Source organism: Thalassolituus marinus (assembly GCF_020320395.1).
GTDB lineage: Bacteria > Pseudomonadota > Gammaproteobacteria > Pseudomonadales > Oceanobacteraceae > Venatoribacter > Venatoribacter marinus.
Map to the genome: position 1 here is coordinate 1 of NZ_JAEDAH010000052.1, position 14,140 is coordinate 14,140.

General features: G+C 52.9%; 12 protein-coding genes. 7 read left to right on the forward strand and 5 right to left on the reverse strand.

The window, feature by feature from the left end; genetic code table 11:
- Positions 1-101: 101 nt before the first annotated feature.
- Together I9W95_RS10640 and I9W95_RS10645 are read right to left on the reverse strand one after the other, a co-directional pair.
- On the reverse strand, positions 102-1,208 hold the full coding sequence (locus tag I9W95_RS10640) for a DUF4377 domain-containing protein (RefSeq protein WP_225674659.1): 1,107 nt from the start codon (positions 1,206-1,208) through the stop codon (positions 102-104).
- Positions 1,205-2,335, reverse strand: coding sequence for a 1-acyl-sn-glycerol-3-phosphate acyltransferase (locus tag I9W95_RS10645; protein ID WP_225674661.1), 1,131 nt, complete (start codon positions 2,333-2,335; stop codon positions 1,205-1,207). The genes I9W95_RS10640 and I9W95_RS10645 overlap by 4 nt, the downstream gene beginning before the upstream one ends.
- Positions 2,336-2,439: 104 nt before the next feature.
- On the opposite strand from I9W95_RS10645, the gene I9W95_RS10650 reads away from it, so the two are divergent.
- The gene (locus I9W95_RS10650; RefSeq protein ID WP_225674663.1) at positions 2,440-2,844 is read left to right on the forward strand and encodes a hypothetical protein; all 405 of its coding nucleotides are present in this window, start codon (positions 2,440-2,442) and stop codon (positions 2,842-2,844) included.
- On the opposite strand, the gene I9W95_RS10655 is transcribed toward I9W95_RS10650, so the two are convergent.
- On the reverse strand, positions 2,826-4,862 hold the full coding sequence (locus tag I9W95_RS10655; protein ID WP_225674666.1) for a PAS domain-containing hybrid sensor histidine kinase/response regulator: 2,037 nt from the start codon (positions 4,860-4,862) through the stop codon (positions 2,826-2,828). The two genes, I9W95_RS10650 and I9W95_RS10655, sit on opposite strands and share 19 nt — an antisense overlap.
- Before the next feature lie 40 nt (positions 4,863-4,902).
- On the reverse strand, positions 4,903-5,445 hold the full coding sequence (locus tag I9W95_RS10660; protein WP_225674668.1) for a helix-turn-helix domain-containing protein: 543 nt from the start codon (positions 5,443-5,445) through the stop codon (positions 4,903-4,905).
- Positions 5,446-5,606: 161 nt separating this feature from the next.
- Between I9W95_RS10660 and I9W95_RS10665 the strand changes: the two genes are divergently transcribed.
- From I9W95_RS10665 to I9W95_RS10680, 4 genes are all read left to right on the forward strand, one after another.
- Positions 5,607-7,448, forward strand: coding sequence for a response regulator (locus tag I9W95_RS10665; RefSeq protein WP_225674670.1), 1,842 nt, complete (start codon positions 5,607-5,609; stop codon positions 7,446-7,448).
- 61 nt (positions 7,449-7,509) lie between these two features.
- A complete protein-coding gene (locus I9W95_RS10670; RefSeq protein ID WP_225674673.1) occupies positions 7,510-7,767 on the forward strand; it encodes a hypothetical protein in 258 nt (85 codons plus the stop codon).
- A 23-nt stretch (positions 7,768-7,790) separates the two neighbouring features.
- Positions 7,791-10,601: an insulinase family protein gene (locus I9W95_RS10675; RefSeq protein ID WP_225674676.1), complete on the forward strand. Its 2,811-nt coding sequence runs from the start codon at positions 7,791-7,793 to the stop codon at positions 10,599-10,601.
- Positions 10,602-10,714: 113 nt separating this feature from the next.
- Positions 10,715-11,485, forward strand: a complete 771-nt coding sequence (locus tag I9W95_RS10680) for an SDR family oxidoreductase (RefSeq protein ID WP_225674678.1) — start codon at positions 10,715-10,717, stop codon at positions 11,483-11,485.
- A 64-nt stretch (positions 11,486-11,549) separates the two neighbouring features.
- On the opposite strand, the gene I9W95_RS10685 is transcribed toward I9W95_RS10680, so the two are convergent.
- On the reverse strand, positions 11,550-12,080 hold the full coding sequence (locus I9W95_RS10685; RefSeq protein ID WP_225674681.1) for a flavin reductase family protein: 531 nt from the start codon (positions 12,078-12,080) through the stop codon (positions 11,550-11,552).
- A 481-nt stretch (positions 12,081-12,561) separates the two neighbouring features.
- On the opposite strand from I9W95_RS10685, the gene I9W95_RS10690 reads away from it, so the two are divergent.
- Entirely contained in the window at positions 12,562-13,491 is a 930-nt protein-coding gene (locus I9W95_RS10690; RefSeq protein ID WP_225674683.1) for a bile acid:sodium symporter family protein, read from the forward strand.
- Positions 13,488-14,027, forward strand: coding sequence for a DUF1439 domain-containing protein (locus tag I9W95_RS10695; RefSeq protein WP_225674685.1), 540 nt, complete (start codon positions 13,488-13,490; stop codon positions 14,025-14,027). The genes I9W95_RS10690 and I9W95_RS10695 overlap by 4 nt, the downstream gene beginning before the upstream one ends.
- The last annotated feature ends 113 nt before the right edge of the window (positions 14,028-14,140 follow it).

Genomic DNA, 14,140 nt, shown 5'->3' on the forward strand with positions numbered 1-14,140 from the left:
CGAGAGGGGTAAGGCCCCTCTATGAGGACAAGGGGCCTGGAATATCTCACAAAAGTTCAAATAAAAATTTGTGGGACAGCAGTGTTATAAAAGGCCTTTTTTTATATATTCCAATTCACGTCGTCTTCGTCATCAACACAATCACGAAAGTCACTCAGCACGTCGTCGTGGCAGACAATGTCTGTTATTACAAACTCCGTATCATTAAAGCCCTGTAGCAACAGCCACTGGTCATCACTGACGTAACTGCTCAGTTCACTGCACTGCGAATACTGATCACAATCGAGTTCCGGCATATCATCGTAACCGGACCAGGTTCCGCTGGTAAGCTCTGTCAGTTCACTGCCGCGAACAATAATGCTGTAGCTATAACTGCTGCCGCTGTAATCATCTGGTGAAGCATCATCAGTCTCCAGTGTCGCAGCAACGATATTACCGCCGCTACTCACCGTGCTGATCACATCAATATAATAGCGACTTCCCCAGGCTGGCTCGAAATCGCTGATATCGTCTTCAAGTGCCAGTAATTCGTAATCGTCAGACGAGTTCACTTTATATAACAGGCACATTTGTGCATCTGCGAAGCCACAATCACTCTGAACCGGAGCGACGTACCAGCTAACAGCTGTTTCACCTTCACACTCACTGTCGAAATCAGTTTCGCTGGCGCTGCAGATAAACGACGACAGTGTGATTGCATTATCTGCTGCTGAAAACTCCAGCTGCAGCACCTCCTGTGAAGAAACCGCTGAAGCAATTGCGTTGCAGCTGTTCAGGCAATCAAATGAAATATCACTACCCAGCTGCCAGACCGAGTCAGACAGTTTTGCCAGCACACCGCTGGCGCTGTACAACGTCAGAGAAAAACTGCGGCTGCCTTCAGCCATGACGGTAGAGGCATCAATGCTTTCAAAAGCATAAGCCGAAGGATTGCCATCACTGTCGAAAGAGGTCGTCACCGTCAGTGTGTAGCGGCTCCCCCACTCAAAACCATCAAAACCCGAGAGCCTTGCGTCTTCGGCAATTTCCCAGCTGTCCGATTCACTTTCGCGTACACGGAAGCAAAGTTCCGCATCGTCTTCAGAGCAAGCCGCCTTGTAGTAATCAACATACAGCGTCTGCGTTTCATCTGACCAGTGACTGCCCAGTTCAATACAGGCAGACATTGCCGGGACAGTTGCCAGTATCCCGGCATAACGAATTTTCATAGAGAATCCTGAAGTTCTTGCTGGCGTAGCAGCGGAGTTGCGTAGGTGGTTAGGATTCGCGCAGCGACATCCGGTTCCTCAGCCGCTATCCGACTTTGCAGAATCTTTGCAGATGCCTCAGCCTGACCCGCGACCGGCTGATTGTGCAGAAGATTCATGGCAGCCTGATGAACAGGAAGAATTTCCGTCATCTCGGCCAACTGGCGGTCTATTTCCACAGCCAGTAAATCTGCTGAGGCCAACGCATCACCCGTAACAGGTGCTCCGAAATCAACATAAATGCGGCCCTTAAATCCGGTCAGCCCCTGCAGGATGCTGCGCGTGTCCTCGTCGTCTTCTTTGTCATAGCGGCCGGTTTGCTGGCGGATAACCAGCTCACGGGCTTTCTGAACGTCACAGGGATCCCATTCGTACTGAATAGACACAGGCACGGGACGCATAGCGGACATGGTTTGTTCGAAGGTTTCACCGCGATCGCGGCCATTGAGAGCCAGCATTTTCAGCACTGCGGTATCGGTTTCATCACGACCGTCTTTTGCCCGCCCTTCCCGCTGGGCAATCCAGATAGAATGGCCTGAATCGAGTGACTCTCTGATGTAGGAAGACAAGCGCTGCAGTTCACGCAGCTTCTCACGCTTATTGGCTATCGCCCGCTTCACAATAAAACTTTTATTCAGACGCATAATGTCAGCCACGTCAGGATGGCGTAACAGGTTGTCACCGATGGCGATACGACTGGTTGGCCAACCGGCATGGTGCAGGCTGAAATTGATCATAGTCGGGTCCATCGCAATATCACGATGATTGGATATCCACAGGTAACTGCTTGCTGGATCCAGCTTATCCAGACCCCGTACCTGAATATCGGTCGACGAGCGCGTCAGTAACGCTTCCACCCAGTGTGCGATCAGACGCTGAAACTCGTCAACCGAGGTGATGTGTTTGATACGACGGCGGATGACGGCCCACAACACTGGTTCTGCCAGCTTTCGTAACCATAAAGGCCAGCCGGAAAAACGGTATTTTATCAATGCAGAGGACAAGCTTTCAGAGAGGAGTAAACGCTGTACAACAGCCCCGACCTCGTCATCCTCGTACGGTCGGATATCGGCAAAAGGGTCCTGCATAATATTCTGCAAACCTGCTCAGTCTGTAGGGTGATCGTGGGAGAATTCAGTGTCTTAGTATATCCTACCGGCATCAACAGGATAACGGCCTGAGGTTAATACAAATGATTAGTGAATGGGTACCTGGTAACCCACAAAGTGGTGCAATTGACGTGGCCACGGTTAAACGCTTTGCAACACTGGCAGAAGCCATCAAAGAGGATGCTGACGCGGTGCGCGAAGCGATTGGTGAGCAAACGCTGCAACAGGCCGGGGGCTGGCTGAAACTCGATGAAACAGCCTGGCAGAGCGTTATTTCTGCACTGGAAGAAAAAGAACTTTTCCCATTGGCGGAGTTTTTCACTATCGCTGAAAATGCCTTCTCTGGCTGGCAATGCGGTGCCAAAAATCCGGCTATCTGGGTTTTCCGTTACCTGAAAGAACAGCAGAAGCTGCCGGAAAAAGCTCTGATCCGGGAATTGAAAGGCCGCACAGATAACCGCTTTATCCCTTATGGCAGTGTTCTCTGACACTTTGCAACATGCTGACTGAGGGCCTGCCGCAGGTCCTCCAGTCGTACCGGCTTGGTAAGATAACCATCCATACCGGCAGCATCGCAAGCCGCTTTCTGCTCCGGCATAACATCCGCCGATAACGCAATAACCGGTGTGCTGACCCCTCGCGGGTGCTCCTTAATAAGTCGCGTAGCCTCAATGCCATCCATCACTGGCATGTGGCAATCCATCAAAACCACGTCAAAGTCCTGCTCTGCAAAGCATTTCACCGCTTCACGACCATTACCAGCAACAACGACCGTACAGCCCAGTTTTTGCAGCAAACGCTCTGCAACTTTCTGATTCACTGCGTTGTCTTCGGCCAGTAACACACAACAGCCCGTACCCGTTTCAGTGTGGACAATGACAGCACCTGTTCTCGACTGATCCTTCAGACCGTCTGCTATTTTTTCTGTCGCAGTCAATCGCTTCAGCAACTTACTGAGATCCTGCTGACCAATGGGCCAGGACCAGAAGGCTGAAACGCCCTGCGCTGACCATTGTTTACGATCACTACCAATCAGATACAGCGACGTTACCGCGATACGACAGCCCTGCTCCGACATCGCAGCCAAAGACGTCATCTGGCTGCGGAACAGACGCTCCGAAACCACCAGAACATCCGCTGTTTGTCCGCTGGCAATCAAATCAGACAACGCAGCCTGATCCACCAACTCGGTCACGTCGAACCCCTGTTCTCTGGCAACAGACATAAGTAATGCACGGTTCACAGGGTTTTCGTCTGCCACCCACAGTCTGTGTCCATTGACCTGCAGATCATCCGGGGCTGGCAAGGCTGCAATATCATTCACTGGTAGTGCAAGATCCAACCAGAAACTGGAACCAATTCCGACCGAGCTGATCACCCCAACCTTGCCCCCCATAAGATGAGCAAGACGCTTACAGATACTCAGCCCCAGTCCGGTACCACCAGCCAGTGTCGACCGTCGTCCATGGGCACTGCTGAATTCAGAAAACAGGCCCATCGCATGGTCAGCGCTGATCCCGATACCGCTGTCCTCCACCGAGAAGCGCAAGCGCACTTCCGCGCCCGGTGGGCTGACCTGAACCACACGCAGTAATACATGTCCGTTATCGGTAAACTTCACCGCATTACTGAGATAATTCATCAGTATCTGGCGGATACGCATGGCATCACCCACTAATTGATCCGGCACCCGTGGCTCAATAAAGGACTGTATCGACAAACCTTTATCTTTAGCCGCTGCCGCCATCATACCTACCAGCCCATCAATCAGTCGGCGCAGCGAAAAACTGTCCTGCTCAATCTGCAGCATGTCAGCATCAATTTTCGAGCTGTCGAGAATATCGTTAACAATATTGAGCAAATGCTCGGATGATTGCTGAATAACACCGATAAACTCCCGTTGTTCCTCATCCAGTGAGGTTTGTTCGAGCAACGAGATCATGCCAATCAACCCTGTCATCGGAGTGCGGATTTCGTGGCTCATGCTGGCCAGAAAACGGCTTTTGGCGAGACTTTCCTCCTGTGCTTCTGCCTTTTCCTTATTCAGCAGATCACGGGCACGGTATATGTCTGTCACATCGGTGCTGATCACCATTAATCGTTGCAGTACACCGGCGTGCACAACGGGTACGAGGCGGCAACTCAGCCAGAAAATCTGGCCGTCCCTGCCCACCAGCTGCAGTTCATAACTCTGTGTTTCCTGTGTCCGCACAGCAGCCTGAAGACTGTTATTGAAAACAATGCGTTGCTCAGGTGTCAGCATGTCGTCGCTCAGTCGACCGACAACATCCTTAAGAGAAAAGCCTTCAACCAGGCGATTAATGTTAAGTACCCGACCTGCTGAATCAATCTCAGTAATGATATCCGGTAAGTGCTGCCAGAGCAGGCTGTAGCTCTGAGCAGAAGAGGATACGACAGCCAGACGGGCCTTGAGTCGCAGGCAATAAAAAACGAGTGCTGCCAGAGCACCCGTCAGAAAAATACAAAGGAGTATTGCTAACAGCATGACGCCTTCCACACTGGCACAGGCCCGGACCCGGACATTGTCAGGCTGCAGCAGCCCCGCTGAGGGCGGAGGTCAGACCAGCCTGATCCGACGGCCATTGGTAGTTACACCAGCCTTCGGGAGCTATCCCGGCGGTGCCTTCCTGGTTAATTAACATCATCAGCACTTCGCGCCCTTCCATATCGCGCAATAAACGGCTGACGGACTCTGCGGCCATTCCCGTGGTAACAGCAACTGCTCCCGGCTGATGCTCTGCCAGCAAAAATCCAAAGCGTATGGGGTCTGTGGTAACAAGAGGTTCCCAACCAGCCCGGCGAACACAGGAAGCCAGATCTGCGGACAGTTCATCACTGTCGGCTAACAGAACCAGCGTTCGTCCGCCCAGCGTCAGGTCTTCCGGCACCGGCATATTGTTATCCTGCAGAAACGTAATAAAGCTGCTGACAGGAATACGGTTATCCCCACGACCCGGAAGCTTGTAGGCATCGAGGTGGCCACGTTCTATCCAGCGAATCACTGTGCGGAAATTCACCCCACAGTATTTGGCAACTTCGCCGGTTGTTAAGGCTTGTTTATCCCTCACGGCACGATCTCAAAATCACAACTACACTCAAGTCAGTATAGATAGCCTTCAGGCAATGCAAGGAAAAAGCAGAAAAATTCCTTGCCTTAAAGGTTTCTGCGGGACTTCCGGCGGAAACGTAAAAAGGTCATGCTTGCGGGTAAGGTAACAGGAGAGAACCGATGTCGCAGAACATCCTGCTGGTTGATGATGAAGCCGGAATTATTCACGCAATCCGTCGTATGCTGAGGTCCGAGTCCTTCAATATATTTGAAGCCAACTCAGGCGATGAAGCACTGGCAATTCTGGAACGCCACGATATCCACCTGATGATTTCTGACTATAAGATGCCCGGCATGAACGGCTTGACGCTATGTCATAAGAGCCGGGCTATCTCGCCAACCACATACCGCCTACTGCTATCCGGCCAGGTTGATTACGCTCAGCTGCGCCAGGCTTCACAGGATGGTGACGTTCACCGCTTTGTTGCCAAGCCATGGGACAACCTGTTGTTAACCATGGACATCAAAGAAGGGCTTAAACAGCATCAGCTACTGGCGCGGATGCATCTCCTCAGCCAGGAACTGCAGGGCAATCAGCCCACCCTGCTAACCGACAGTAACTGGATCGTACGGCTGGCCAATGCACCGATGTGCCGGGCGCTGAATTGCAGTGAGAGTGAACTACTGGGTGTAAACCTGTTTGCTACGACCTTGTCCGACATGCCGGTGACCATGGAAACCGAAGTCACCCGTCAGGTGGAAGACGGCAAAACCTGGCTTGGGCATTTTACCCTTAACGCACCGGACCAGAGTCGCCACCAGTCATGGATGGCAATAGCGCCACTCGGTGAGCAATACCGTATGTGCTCCTGCCAGTGGGTATCAGAGGATCGCGAGCCTCTGCGCGATATTCAGGACGAACTGGATCGCTATTCCGGTGACCATCATTTGTCTCGTCTGCAGCATGCTGCAGGTCTGTCGAGCCGGGAACCCCAGCTGATGATGGTCAGTGTGAGAAGTGACGGCCTGGACAGCAAGGATATGGCGGCGATCTGCTATGAGCGCCTTCAGGCGGCCACCGACGATCTGTACGAGATTTACTCTCCGAAACCGGAAACCTTCCTGATTCTGCTACCCGCCACGGTCAGTGAAGAGCAAACAGAAAGACTCAGTCAGAATATACAACAGGATTTTACCGATCCGGTGACCTATCAGGGACAAAGTATGGTGCTGCAACCTGATATTTCGGTAGAGCAGAAACCAGGCTACGTTGAAAACTGGGAAGACTGGTTACGTCTGCGCCTGGGCCTGAGCGGCAACAGCAAGCCAAAGGAAAAACTCAGCGTCACCACCAGCAGCGAAGATTCCTCTGCGGAGGTCAGCAGTCGTTTCCGGGTAATGCCGGTTTTCAATCAGGCCGGCAGTGTGATTGCTCTGGCAGCTCCGTCAGAAGCTCTGCCTGTGAACAGCAACTGGAAAGACTGGCTGGCAGATGTGTGCCGCCACTGGCACAAAGAGTTCAGCCAGCCATTACACGTCATTATGAACGCCACAGAGCATCGCCATGAAACAGTGCGCGAGTTTTCACAAGCCATTGCCGACTGCGAAACGCCGGTGAGATGTACCGTGGTTCTGGGGGAAGATTGCATCCTCAGCCAGGATGACAAAGACATCCGCTGGCAGGCTGAATTACGGGCGCGTCAGTGTGAACTGCTGATTGCTAATTTTGGCCGCAGTTATATTAATTCACGGCAGATTCTGTCGCTGCCGATTCAGGGCGTCTGCCTGGCCCCCGAGTTTCTCACGCATATGCGCAACAGCAAATCGCTGCCACAAAGCCGACGTCTGCTGCAGCGAATTCATGATCACGGTATGAAAATTTATGCTCCGAATATGGACACCACTGAGTCTCTGGCGTCTGCACACCAGAGCAACGTTGACTGGCTGTCTGGCAGCGTTCTTTCGACCCCGGTCAGCTGCGATCAGCTGACTTGGTTTTCAGCCTCAGGAGAAATCGGCTGACGGGCCTGAGCGTCAGCCAATGAATGCTGTATGATAGGCTCCGTTAACCAGGAGCCTTATTGTGAACAAAGACCAAGCCTACCATCAGATTGCCCTCGCCTGCCTGAAAGCCCTGAAAAGCACCTCAGCATCCAGCGAAGACCCGGTCAAACAACTGTACAGTGTTATCGATGAAGCCTTTGAGCAGCAGTTTGCTCTGTTGATGGTGGAACTTGAGGCCCAGAAAGCACGTCTGAACGAGATTGCATCGCTTGATCCGGCCAGCCATTCGCTGGCAGATGCGCAAGCCATTGCCCGTCACAACGGAACTGCCCACTAATTTAGCTGACCACAGGAGCCGGCATGCTGTCGCCACGTTACTGGACCTTCTTACTGATTGTTCTGGCTGCCATTGCATATTCTATGATTCGTTTCTCTCACCAGGCTGAACTGATTACCAGTCCTGCCGACACCGCCGCCTACCGCTATCTGACACTGGATAACGGTATGAAAGTTCTTCTGGTCAGCACCCCGGATTCCGAAAAAGCCGCGGCCGCCGTGACCGTTGATGCCGGTAGTGGTGATGATCCGAAAGGCCGTGAAGGTCTGGCACACTTCCTTGAACACATGCTGTTCCTGGGAACCGAACCCTATCCTGAACCGGGTGAATATCAGTCCTACATCAGTCGTCATGGCGGCAGCCATAACGCCTTTACCGCCCATGCTCAAACCACTTATTTCTTTGAGCTGGACAATAAAGCTTTTGCCGGTGCACTGGATCGTTTTGCCCCATTCTTTATTTCACCGACCTTCGACGAAGCCTATGTTGATCGTGAGAAAAATGCGGTACATGCCGAGTACAGCTCGAAACTGAAGGATGATTTCCGTCGTATTTATTCGGCAGAAAAACAGGCAATGAATCCGGCTCACCCGTTTGCCTCATTTTCCACCGGAAACCTGGATACCCTGTCCGACCGTGACGACAGCAAAATCCGGGATGATCTGCTGACCTTCTACAAAGAACACTACTCCGCCGATCGCATGACCGCGGTACTGGCAGGTAACTATTCGCTGGAACAGCTGGAAACCTGGGCAACCAGCCATTTCTCTGCCGTCCCTGTGCGTCAGACCACGCCTCGAACTCAGACTCCGCCGCTGTTCGGCGACGGTCAGCTGCCGCTGGATATGAATATTGAACCAGTGAAGGAAATCCGCCGTCTGCAGTTCACCTTCCCGCTTCCGGAAAGCCAGTCGGTGTACCAGTTCAAACCGGTACAACTGATTTCCAGCCTGATTGGTCATGAGGGTGAAGGCAGCCTGCTGGCTTTGCTGAAAGAGAAAGGCTGGGCAGAGGGTCTGAGCGCCGGTCGTTCTATGAGCACACCGTATGAAACTGCTCTGGTAGTGCAGGTACAGCTGACCAAGCTCGGTCTGTTGCACACTGAAAACATTACCCAGGCACTGATGCAGTATATCGACCTGCTGAAACAACAGCCGCTGCCAACCTATCTGATGACGGAACAGGAGCAGTTGAGCGACCTGTCGTTCCGCTTTCAGGAACAGAGTCGTCTGTCAGACTACGTCGTACGCCTGAGCAGCAACATGCTGGTGTACCCTGCCGAAGACATTATCTACGGTGACTATCGCTGGCAGCCGGCATCCCAGCAAACGCTGAAGCCGTACCTCGATGCACTGAATGCCGGCAATATGCTGCGTACCCTGATTGCTCCTCAGGTCACCACTGATACCACCGATCCCTGGTATGGCACACCGATTCGCATTCGTCCTTCCGACTACAACCCGGCCAATATCGAAACAGACGGCCTGAGCAGTCTGCACCTGCCTGCTGAAAACCCGTTTGTACCGACTGACTTCACCCTGCATTCCGAACCGGAACAGGCAGCACCTTCGCTGTTGCTGGATGAAAGCAGCCGTCGTGTCTGGTACTACCCTGAACATGAGTTCGAACAGCCGAAAGCGCGTCTGATCGTTCAGCTGCAGAAAGCCAGTGTGCAGGCCAGCGCGCGAGAGCGAGTTATTGCCCGTCTGTACGCACGCACTGTTAACGAAGCACTGAATACCTACAGTTATCCGGCCTACCTGGCCGGACTGAGCTACAACCTCAGTGCCTCAGGCCGTGGTCTGGACCTGGTTCTGGGTGGGTATCAGCATAAACTGCCAGTACTGCTGGAGCGAGTACTCAGTGAAATGACGAACCTGCGTCAGGACAGCGACGCTCTGGAGCGCTACAAAGCATCACTGCGTCGCAATCTGGAAAACCAGCTGAAGAACAAACCGTTCGAGCGTGAACTGGCGGAACTCAAGCTGTGGTTGTATGAGCCGGGCTTCAGTCCGGAGCAGTTACTGGCTGAAATCGATTCCGTGACCAGCGACGATATCCGCCACTTTGCTGACAGCCTGAAAGACTCGGTTGCGGTTCAGATTTACGTCCACGGTAACCAGAGCCAGAAACAGGCGCTGCAACTGGCTGACATAGTGCAGCAGGCGTATCCCGCTTCTGCCAGCCTGCTCTCACTGCCAGAAGTCCTGCAGGCTCCGGCTGGCCAGTATCAGAAAAACCTGACGCTGGACCATCAGGATAAAGCCATCGTGCTGTATGTGCAGGGTCAGGACACCAGCGATAAAACCCGTGCCCGTTACGGCCTGCTCGGTCAGATTCTGAGTGCGCCGTATTACCAGCGTATCCGCACCGAGCTGCAGATGGGCTATGTTGTCTTTGCCACACCTTATCCGCAGCAAAACGTGCCGGCACTGGCCTTTATCGTTCAGTCACCGGAATCTGCGCCACAGGAGATCCTCGATCAGAGCATCCGTTTCTTCCGTGACTTTGAGCAGCAGCTGGCTGATATGAGCGATGAGGAGTTCGACTCCTATCGCCAGGGGCTGATCACCCTGCTGACCGAAAAGCCGAAAAACATGAACGAAAAAGCAGCGCGCTTCTGGCGTGATATCGAAATGGGCCGCAATGGTTTTGACACCAACGCTGCGATTGCTGCGGAAGTTGCCACGGTAACTCCGGATCAGATCAGAGCCCTGTACCAGGCTGCCATTCTGGACATGGCAAAACCCTGGATTCTGATGACCCAGGGCGGCGCCGTGGCCGATTGGCCATCACTGGATAGCGTTGCCCGGGACAGCCAGCCACGCTTCTGAAGGATCTGAACGAAAAAAGCCGCATCAGCGGCTTTTTTTATGCCTGATCGGACCTTGCGCCCGACAGCGTGGCAGGGTTAATTTGATATTTTTAATAACAATAACAATTAACCATGAGCAAAACCGCATTCATTACCGGAGCCGCCTCGGGTATTGGCCAGGCAACCGCACAGCAACTGTATCAGGCTGGCTGGACTCTGGCTCTGGCTGATCTGGATATCGCCAGCCTGCAAAGCAGCGTCAGTCAGTGGGACTCTGAGCGAGTACACTGTTATCAGCTGGACGTGTGCGATCAGCAGGCCTACCTGCAGGTGATGCAGGATTTCACCAGCCGCTGCAATAACCAACTCAACGTGCTGTTCAACTGCGCCGGCATTCTTTCGATTGGTCGCTTTGAAGATATCAGCACAGAACGCCAGCAACTGATCATGAACATCAATGTCATGGGTGTTATTCACGGTTGCAAGGCGGCATTTCCTTACCTTAAAAACAGCCGCGATGCGGTTGTAATCAATATGAGTTCCGCATCCGCTACCTATGGAATACCGGGCATGGCTGCGTATTCGGCGTCCAAGTTTGCCGTCAGTGCACTGACCGAAGCGCTGGAACTGGAATGGGAGCCCTACGGCATTCGTGTATGCGATGTGATGCCACCATTTGTCAGCACACCGATGCTCAACGACCAGCAGGAAAGCTCACCTATTCTGGAGCGTTTGGGCGTACACATTGACGCCAGCGATGTCGCTCGCGTGGTCGTACGTCAGTGCACACAACCCAGCACCCACAGGACAGTCAGCCTGCAGTTTAGTTTTCTCTACCGACTGAGCCAGATTACCCCGCGTTTTATAAGTCGCGCCATGACCCGCTGGCTGAATCGTTCCTGATCACCGCTTTGCCTGCCCGGTTCTACTCAGGCCGTAGCAGGTTGAATAACTCGCCCAGAGCCGCCTAATCGGCGCCACCCAGTCGCGCCAGAGGGCTGAGTTTTTCCGCACTGATCACTAAACGCGGGTCCTGACTGGCAATGACGGTTTCGTTGATTTCTACCGAATGGGCTTCAATAAACACCACATGCTGCTGATTCGCCCCCACATCCACGCATTGGCTGTAACGGCAGTTAAAGGCGATGGGGGCATCCTGCAGTCGTGGTAATTCACCGTCGCTCTGCTCCACCAGCGCAAGTTCTGAACGCTCAATTTCGCTGTCACCGTAAGCCAGCGTTGCCGAACTGTTATTCAAAGCCTGCAGCTGCTCCACCGAGGCAATATGCACAACACAACGGCCATCACGCTGCAGGTTCACAAAGGTATCTTTCTGTTCACCGGATGGTTTCTTACCCATCGACACTACAAAGGTCGGCGGGTTGGAGCACACTGGGGTAAAAAATGAAAACGGCGCCAGGTTATAGCCACCGACCGCTTCATTATTGGCAGTCAGAATCCAGGCAATCGGACGCGGAATAATACTCTGAATCAGCAAATGGTAATTCTGAGTAGGATTTAATTCGTGGTTCTTAGGGCCCGTTAACACTAAGTGAATCGGGCCTGCTGAGAGCCAGCTTTTCTCAGAACAAGGAGCGAAGAGTGATATTAGTGGGCTAAATGAATGATGAGTGACGAAGTCGATGAGGAAAACTGGCCTCAGCCCTCAGGGTTATGGTTAAAAATCCTTCATGCTGCGTTGCTGTTCGTTTGCTTAACCCGTTAGGCCACACTCTCATCGTCTTGCCTGAAAAATTTTTAACCAATAACAGGCCTCGTTTAATCAGTGTTAACGGGCCCTAATACGCATATCACGCTCCGGCGTTTTATTCATGGCGGAGAGAGTAGCATGAGCCCTGTCCGTACAGGCCGAAAACAGTGTTGCATGAATGCTGATGACGGTAATTTCAGGCAGGCGTTGGCGATTGTTTAATGCACCTGTATCGTTAGCGACCTGATTGTCTGTTTTTGGCCAAACTATGCTATCACTGAACCGTTACTTCCCTGTCCTTGCTGTTCTCATAAGCCTTGCTGCCTGGTATGACCCGCAACCCCTGTTGGGTCTGAAAGACGCCATTGTGCCGCTGCTGACCATTATTATGTTCTGTATGGGCCTTACGCTGCGCTGGCAGGACTTCAGCCGGGTATGGAACAAGCCGCAGCCGATCGCCCTCGGCGTATTGCTGCAGTTTGCCCTGATGCCATTATTTGCCTGGCTGCTGGTGCAGGTATTCAGCCTGCCGCAGGAAATTGCAGTGGGCATGATTATCGTCGGTGCCTGCGCTGGCGGTACCGCTTCCAATGTGATGACCTACCTGGCAGGCGGCGATGTTGCGCTGTCTGTCAGCATGACCCTGATGTCGACCCTGTGGGGCATTATTCTGACCCCATGGCTGGTTGGCTTTTACACCAGCGAAAGTATCAGCGTCGATAAAATAGGAATGCTGTACAGCATTGGCCAGATGGTAGCCCTGCCGGTTGCCGCCGGGGTTCTCTGTAACCGCTTCATTCCTCAGGTCGGCCAGAGCGTTAACAGCCTGTTGCCGGATATTTCCAGCGCGCTGATTCTGCTGATTATCGCCATCGTGGTGGCACTGAATGCCGATGAGATTTCTGCTATTGGTGGCCTGACCGCTGTCGCTGTGGTGCTGCACAACAGTCTTGGTCTGGCAGCCGGCTACGGTATTGCTCGCTGGAATGGCCATACTGAAGCGGAGGCACGCACTATTGCACTGGAAGTCGGCATGCAGAATTCCGGTCTCGGTGTGGCACTTGCACTCAAGTTTTACGGTCCAATGGCGGCATTGCCCGGCGCCCTGTTCAGCGTCTGGCATAACATCAGTGGTTCACTGCTGGCCGCTTTCTGGAAGCGGCAGACTGAACGTAAAATCAGGGCCATTCGTCGATGAAAATATTTCCGTCTGTTATACGCACAAGCACTCTGTTTGCTTCCCTGTTACTGGCGTCCTGGGCACAAGCCTATGATATCCGCCTGAGTGAGGCGCAGTTACAGCAGGAACTGGATGCACGCATGCCGCTGACTCAGCAACAGGGGATATTTACCCTGATACTGAGTGAGCCACTACTCGAATTGCCGGATGGCGAGCAACGCATTCGCATTCACAGCAACGCCCGTGTGATCACCAGCTTCGGCTTGCAGAGTCGTGGCAAACTGACCGTCGACGGCAAGGTACGTTACGAAAAATCGAATTACAGTTTTTATCTCGATGAGCCACGTGTGCTATCGCTGCAGATTGAAGGTATTCCTCCGTCAGCAGAGCCACAGCTGATTCAACTGGCTCAGCAAGCGATTACCCCTGCTCTGAAAGACCAGCCTGTCTATACCCTGAGTGATCAGGATATGACCCAGGCCATGGCGCGCATGATGCTGCAATCGGTCACCATTCATGACGATGCCATTCTGCTGAAACTGAATGCCTTCTGAGGTAAACAGGCAGAAAAAAGCCGGCGTATGCCCACTGCTGTCCCACAGTTTAAAGATATCTGTTTTCTATAAACGACTTTTAAATCTGCAATGCCTACTGCCTACCAGGGGAA

Bases quoted from the DNA above. Each gene is read 5' to 3' on its own strand.
- I9W95_RS10645 (WP_225674661.1), bottom strand. From the start codon at position 2,335: ATGCAGGACCCTTTTGCCGATATCCGACCGTACGAGGATGACGAGGTC.
- I9W95_RS10680 (WP_225674678.1), top strand. From the start codon at position 10,715: ATGAGCAAAACCGCATTCATTACCGGAGCCGCCTCGGGTATTGGCCAG.
- I9W95_RS10695 (WP_225674685.1), top strand. From the start codon at position 13,488: ATGAAAATATTTCCGTCTGTTATACGCACAAGCACTCTGTTTGCTTCC.
- I9W95_RS10640 (WP_225674659.1), bottom strand. From the start codon at position 1,208: ATGAAAATTCGTTATGCCGGGATACTGGCAACTGTCCCGGCAATGTCT.
- I9W95_RS10655 (WP_225674666.1), bottom strand. From the start codon at position 4,862: ATGCTGTTAGCAATACTCCTTTGTATTTTTCTGACGGGTGCTCTGGCA.
- I9W95_RS10665 (WP_225674670.1), top strand. From the start codon at position 5,607: ATGTCGCAGAACATCCTGCTGGTTGATGATGAAGCCGGAATTATTCAC.
- I9W95_RS10690 (WP_225674683.1), top strand. From the start codon at position 12,562: ATGCTATCACTGAACCGTTACTTCCCTGTCCTTGCTGTTCTCATAAGC.
- I9W95_RS10650 (WP_225674663.1), top strand. From the start codon at position 2,440: ATGATTAGTGAATGGGTACCTGGTAACCCACAAAGTGGTGCAATTGAC.
- I9W95_RS10675 (WP_225674676.1), top strand. From the start codon at position 7,791: ATGCTGTCGCCACGTTACTGGACCTTCTTACTGATTGTTCTGGCTGCC.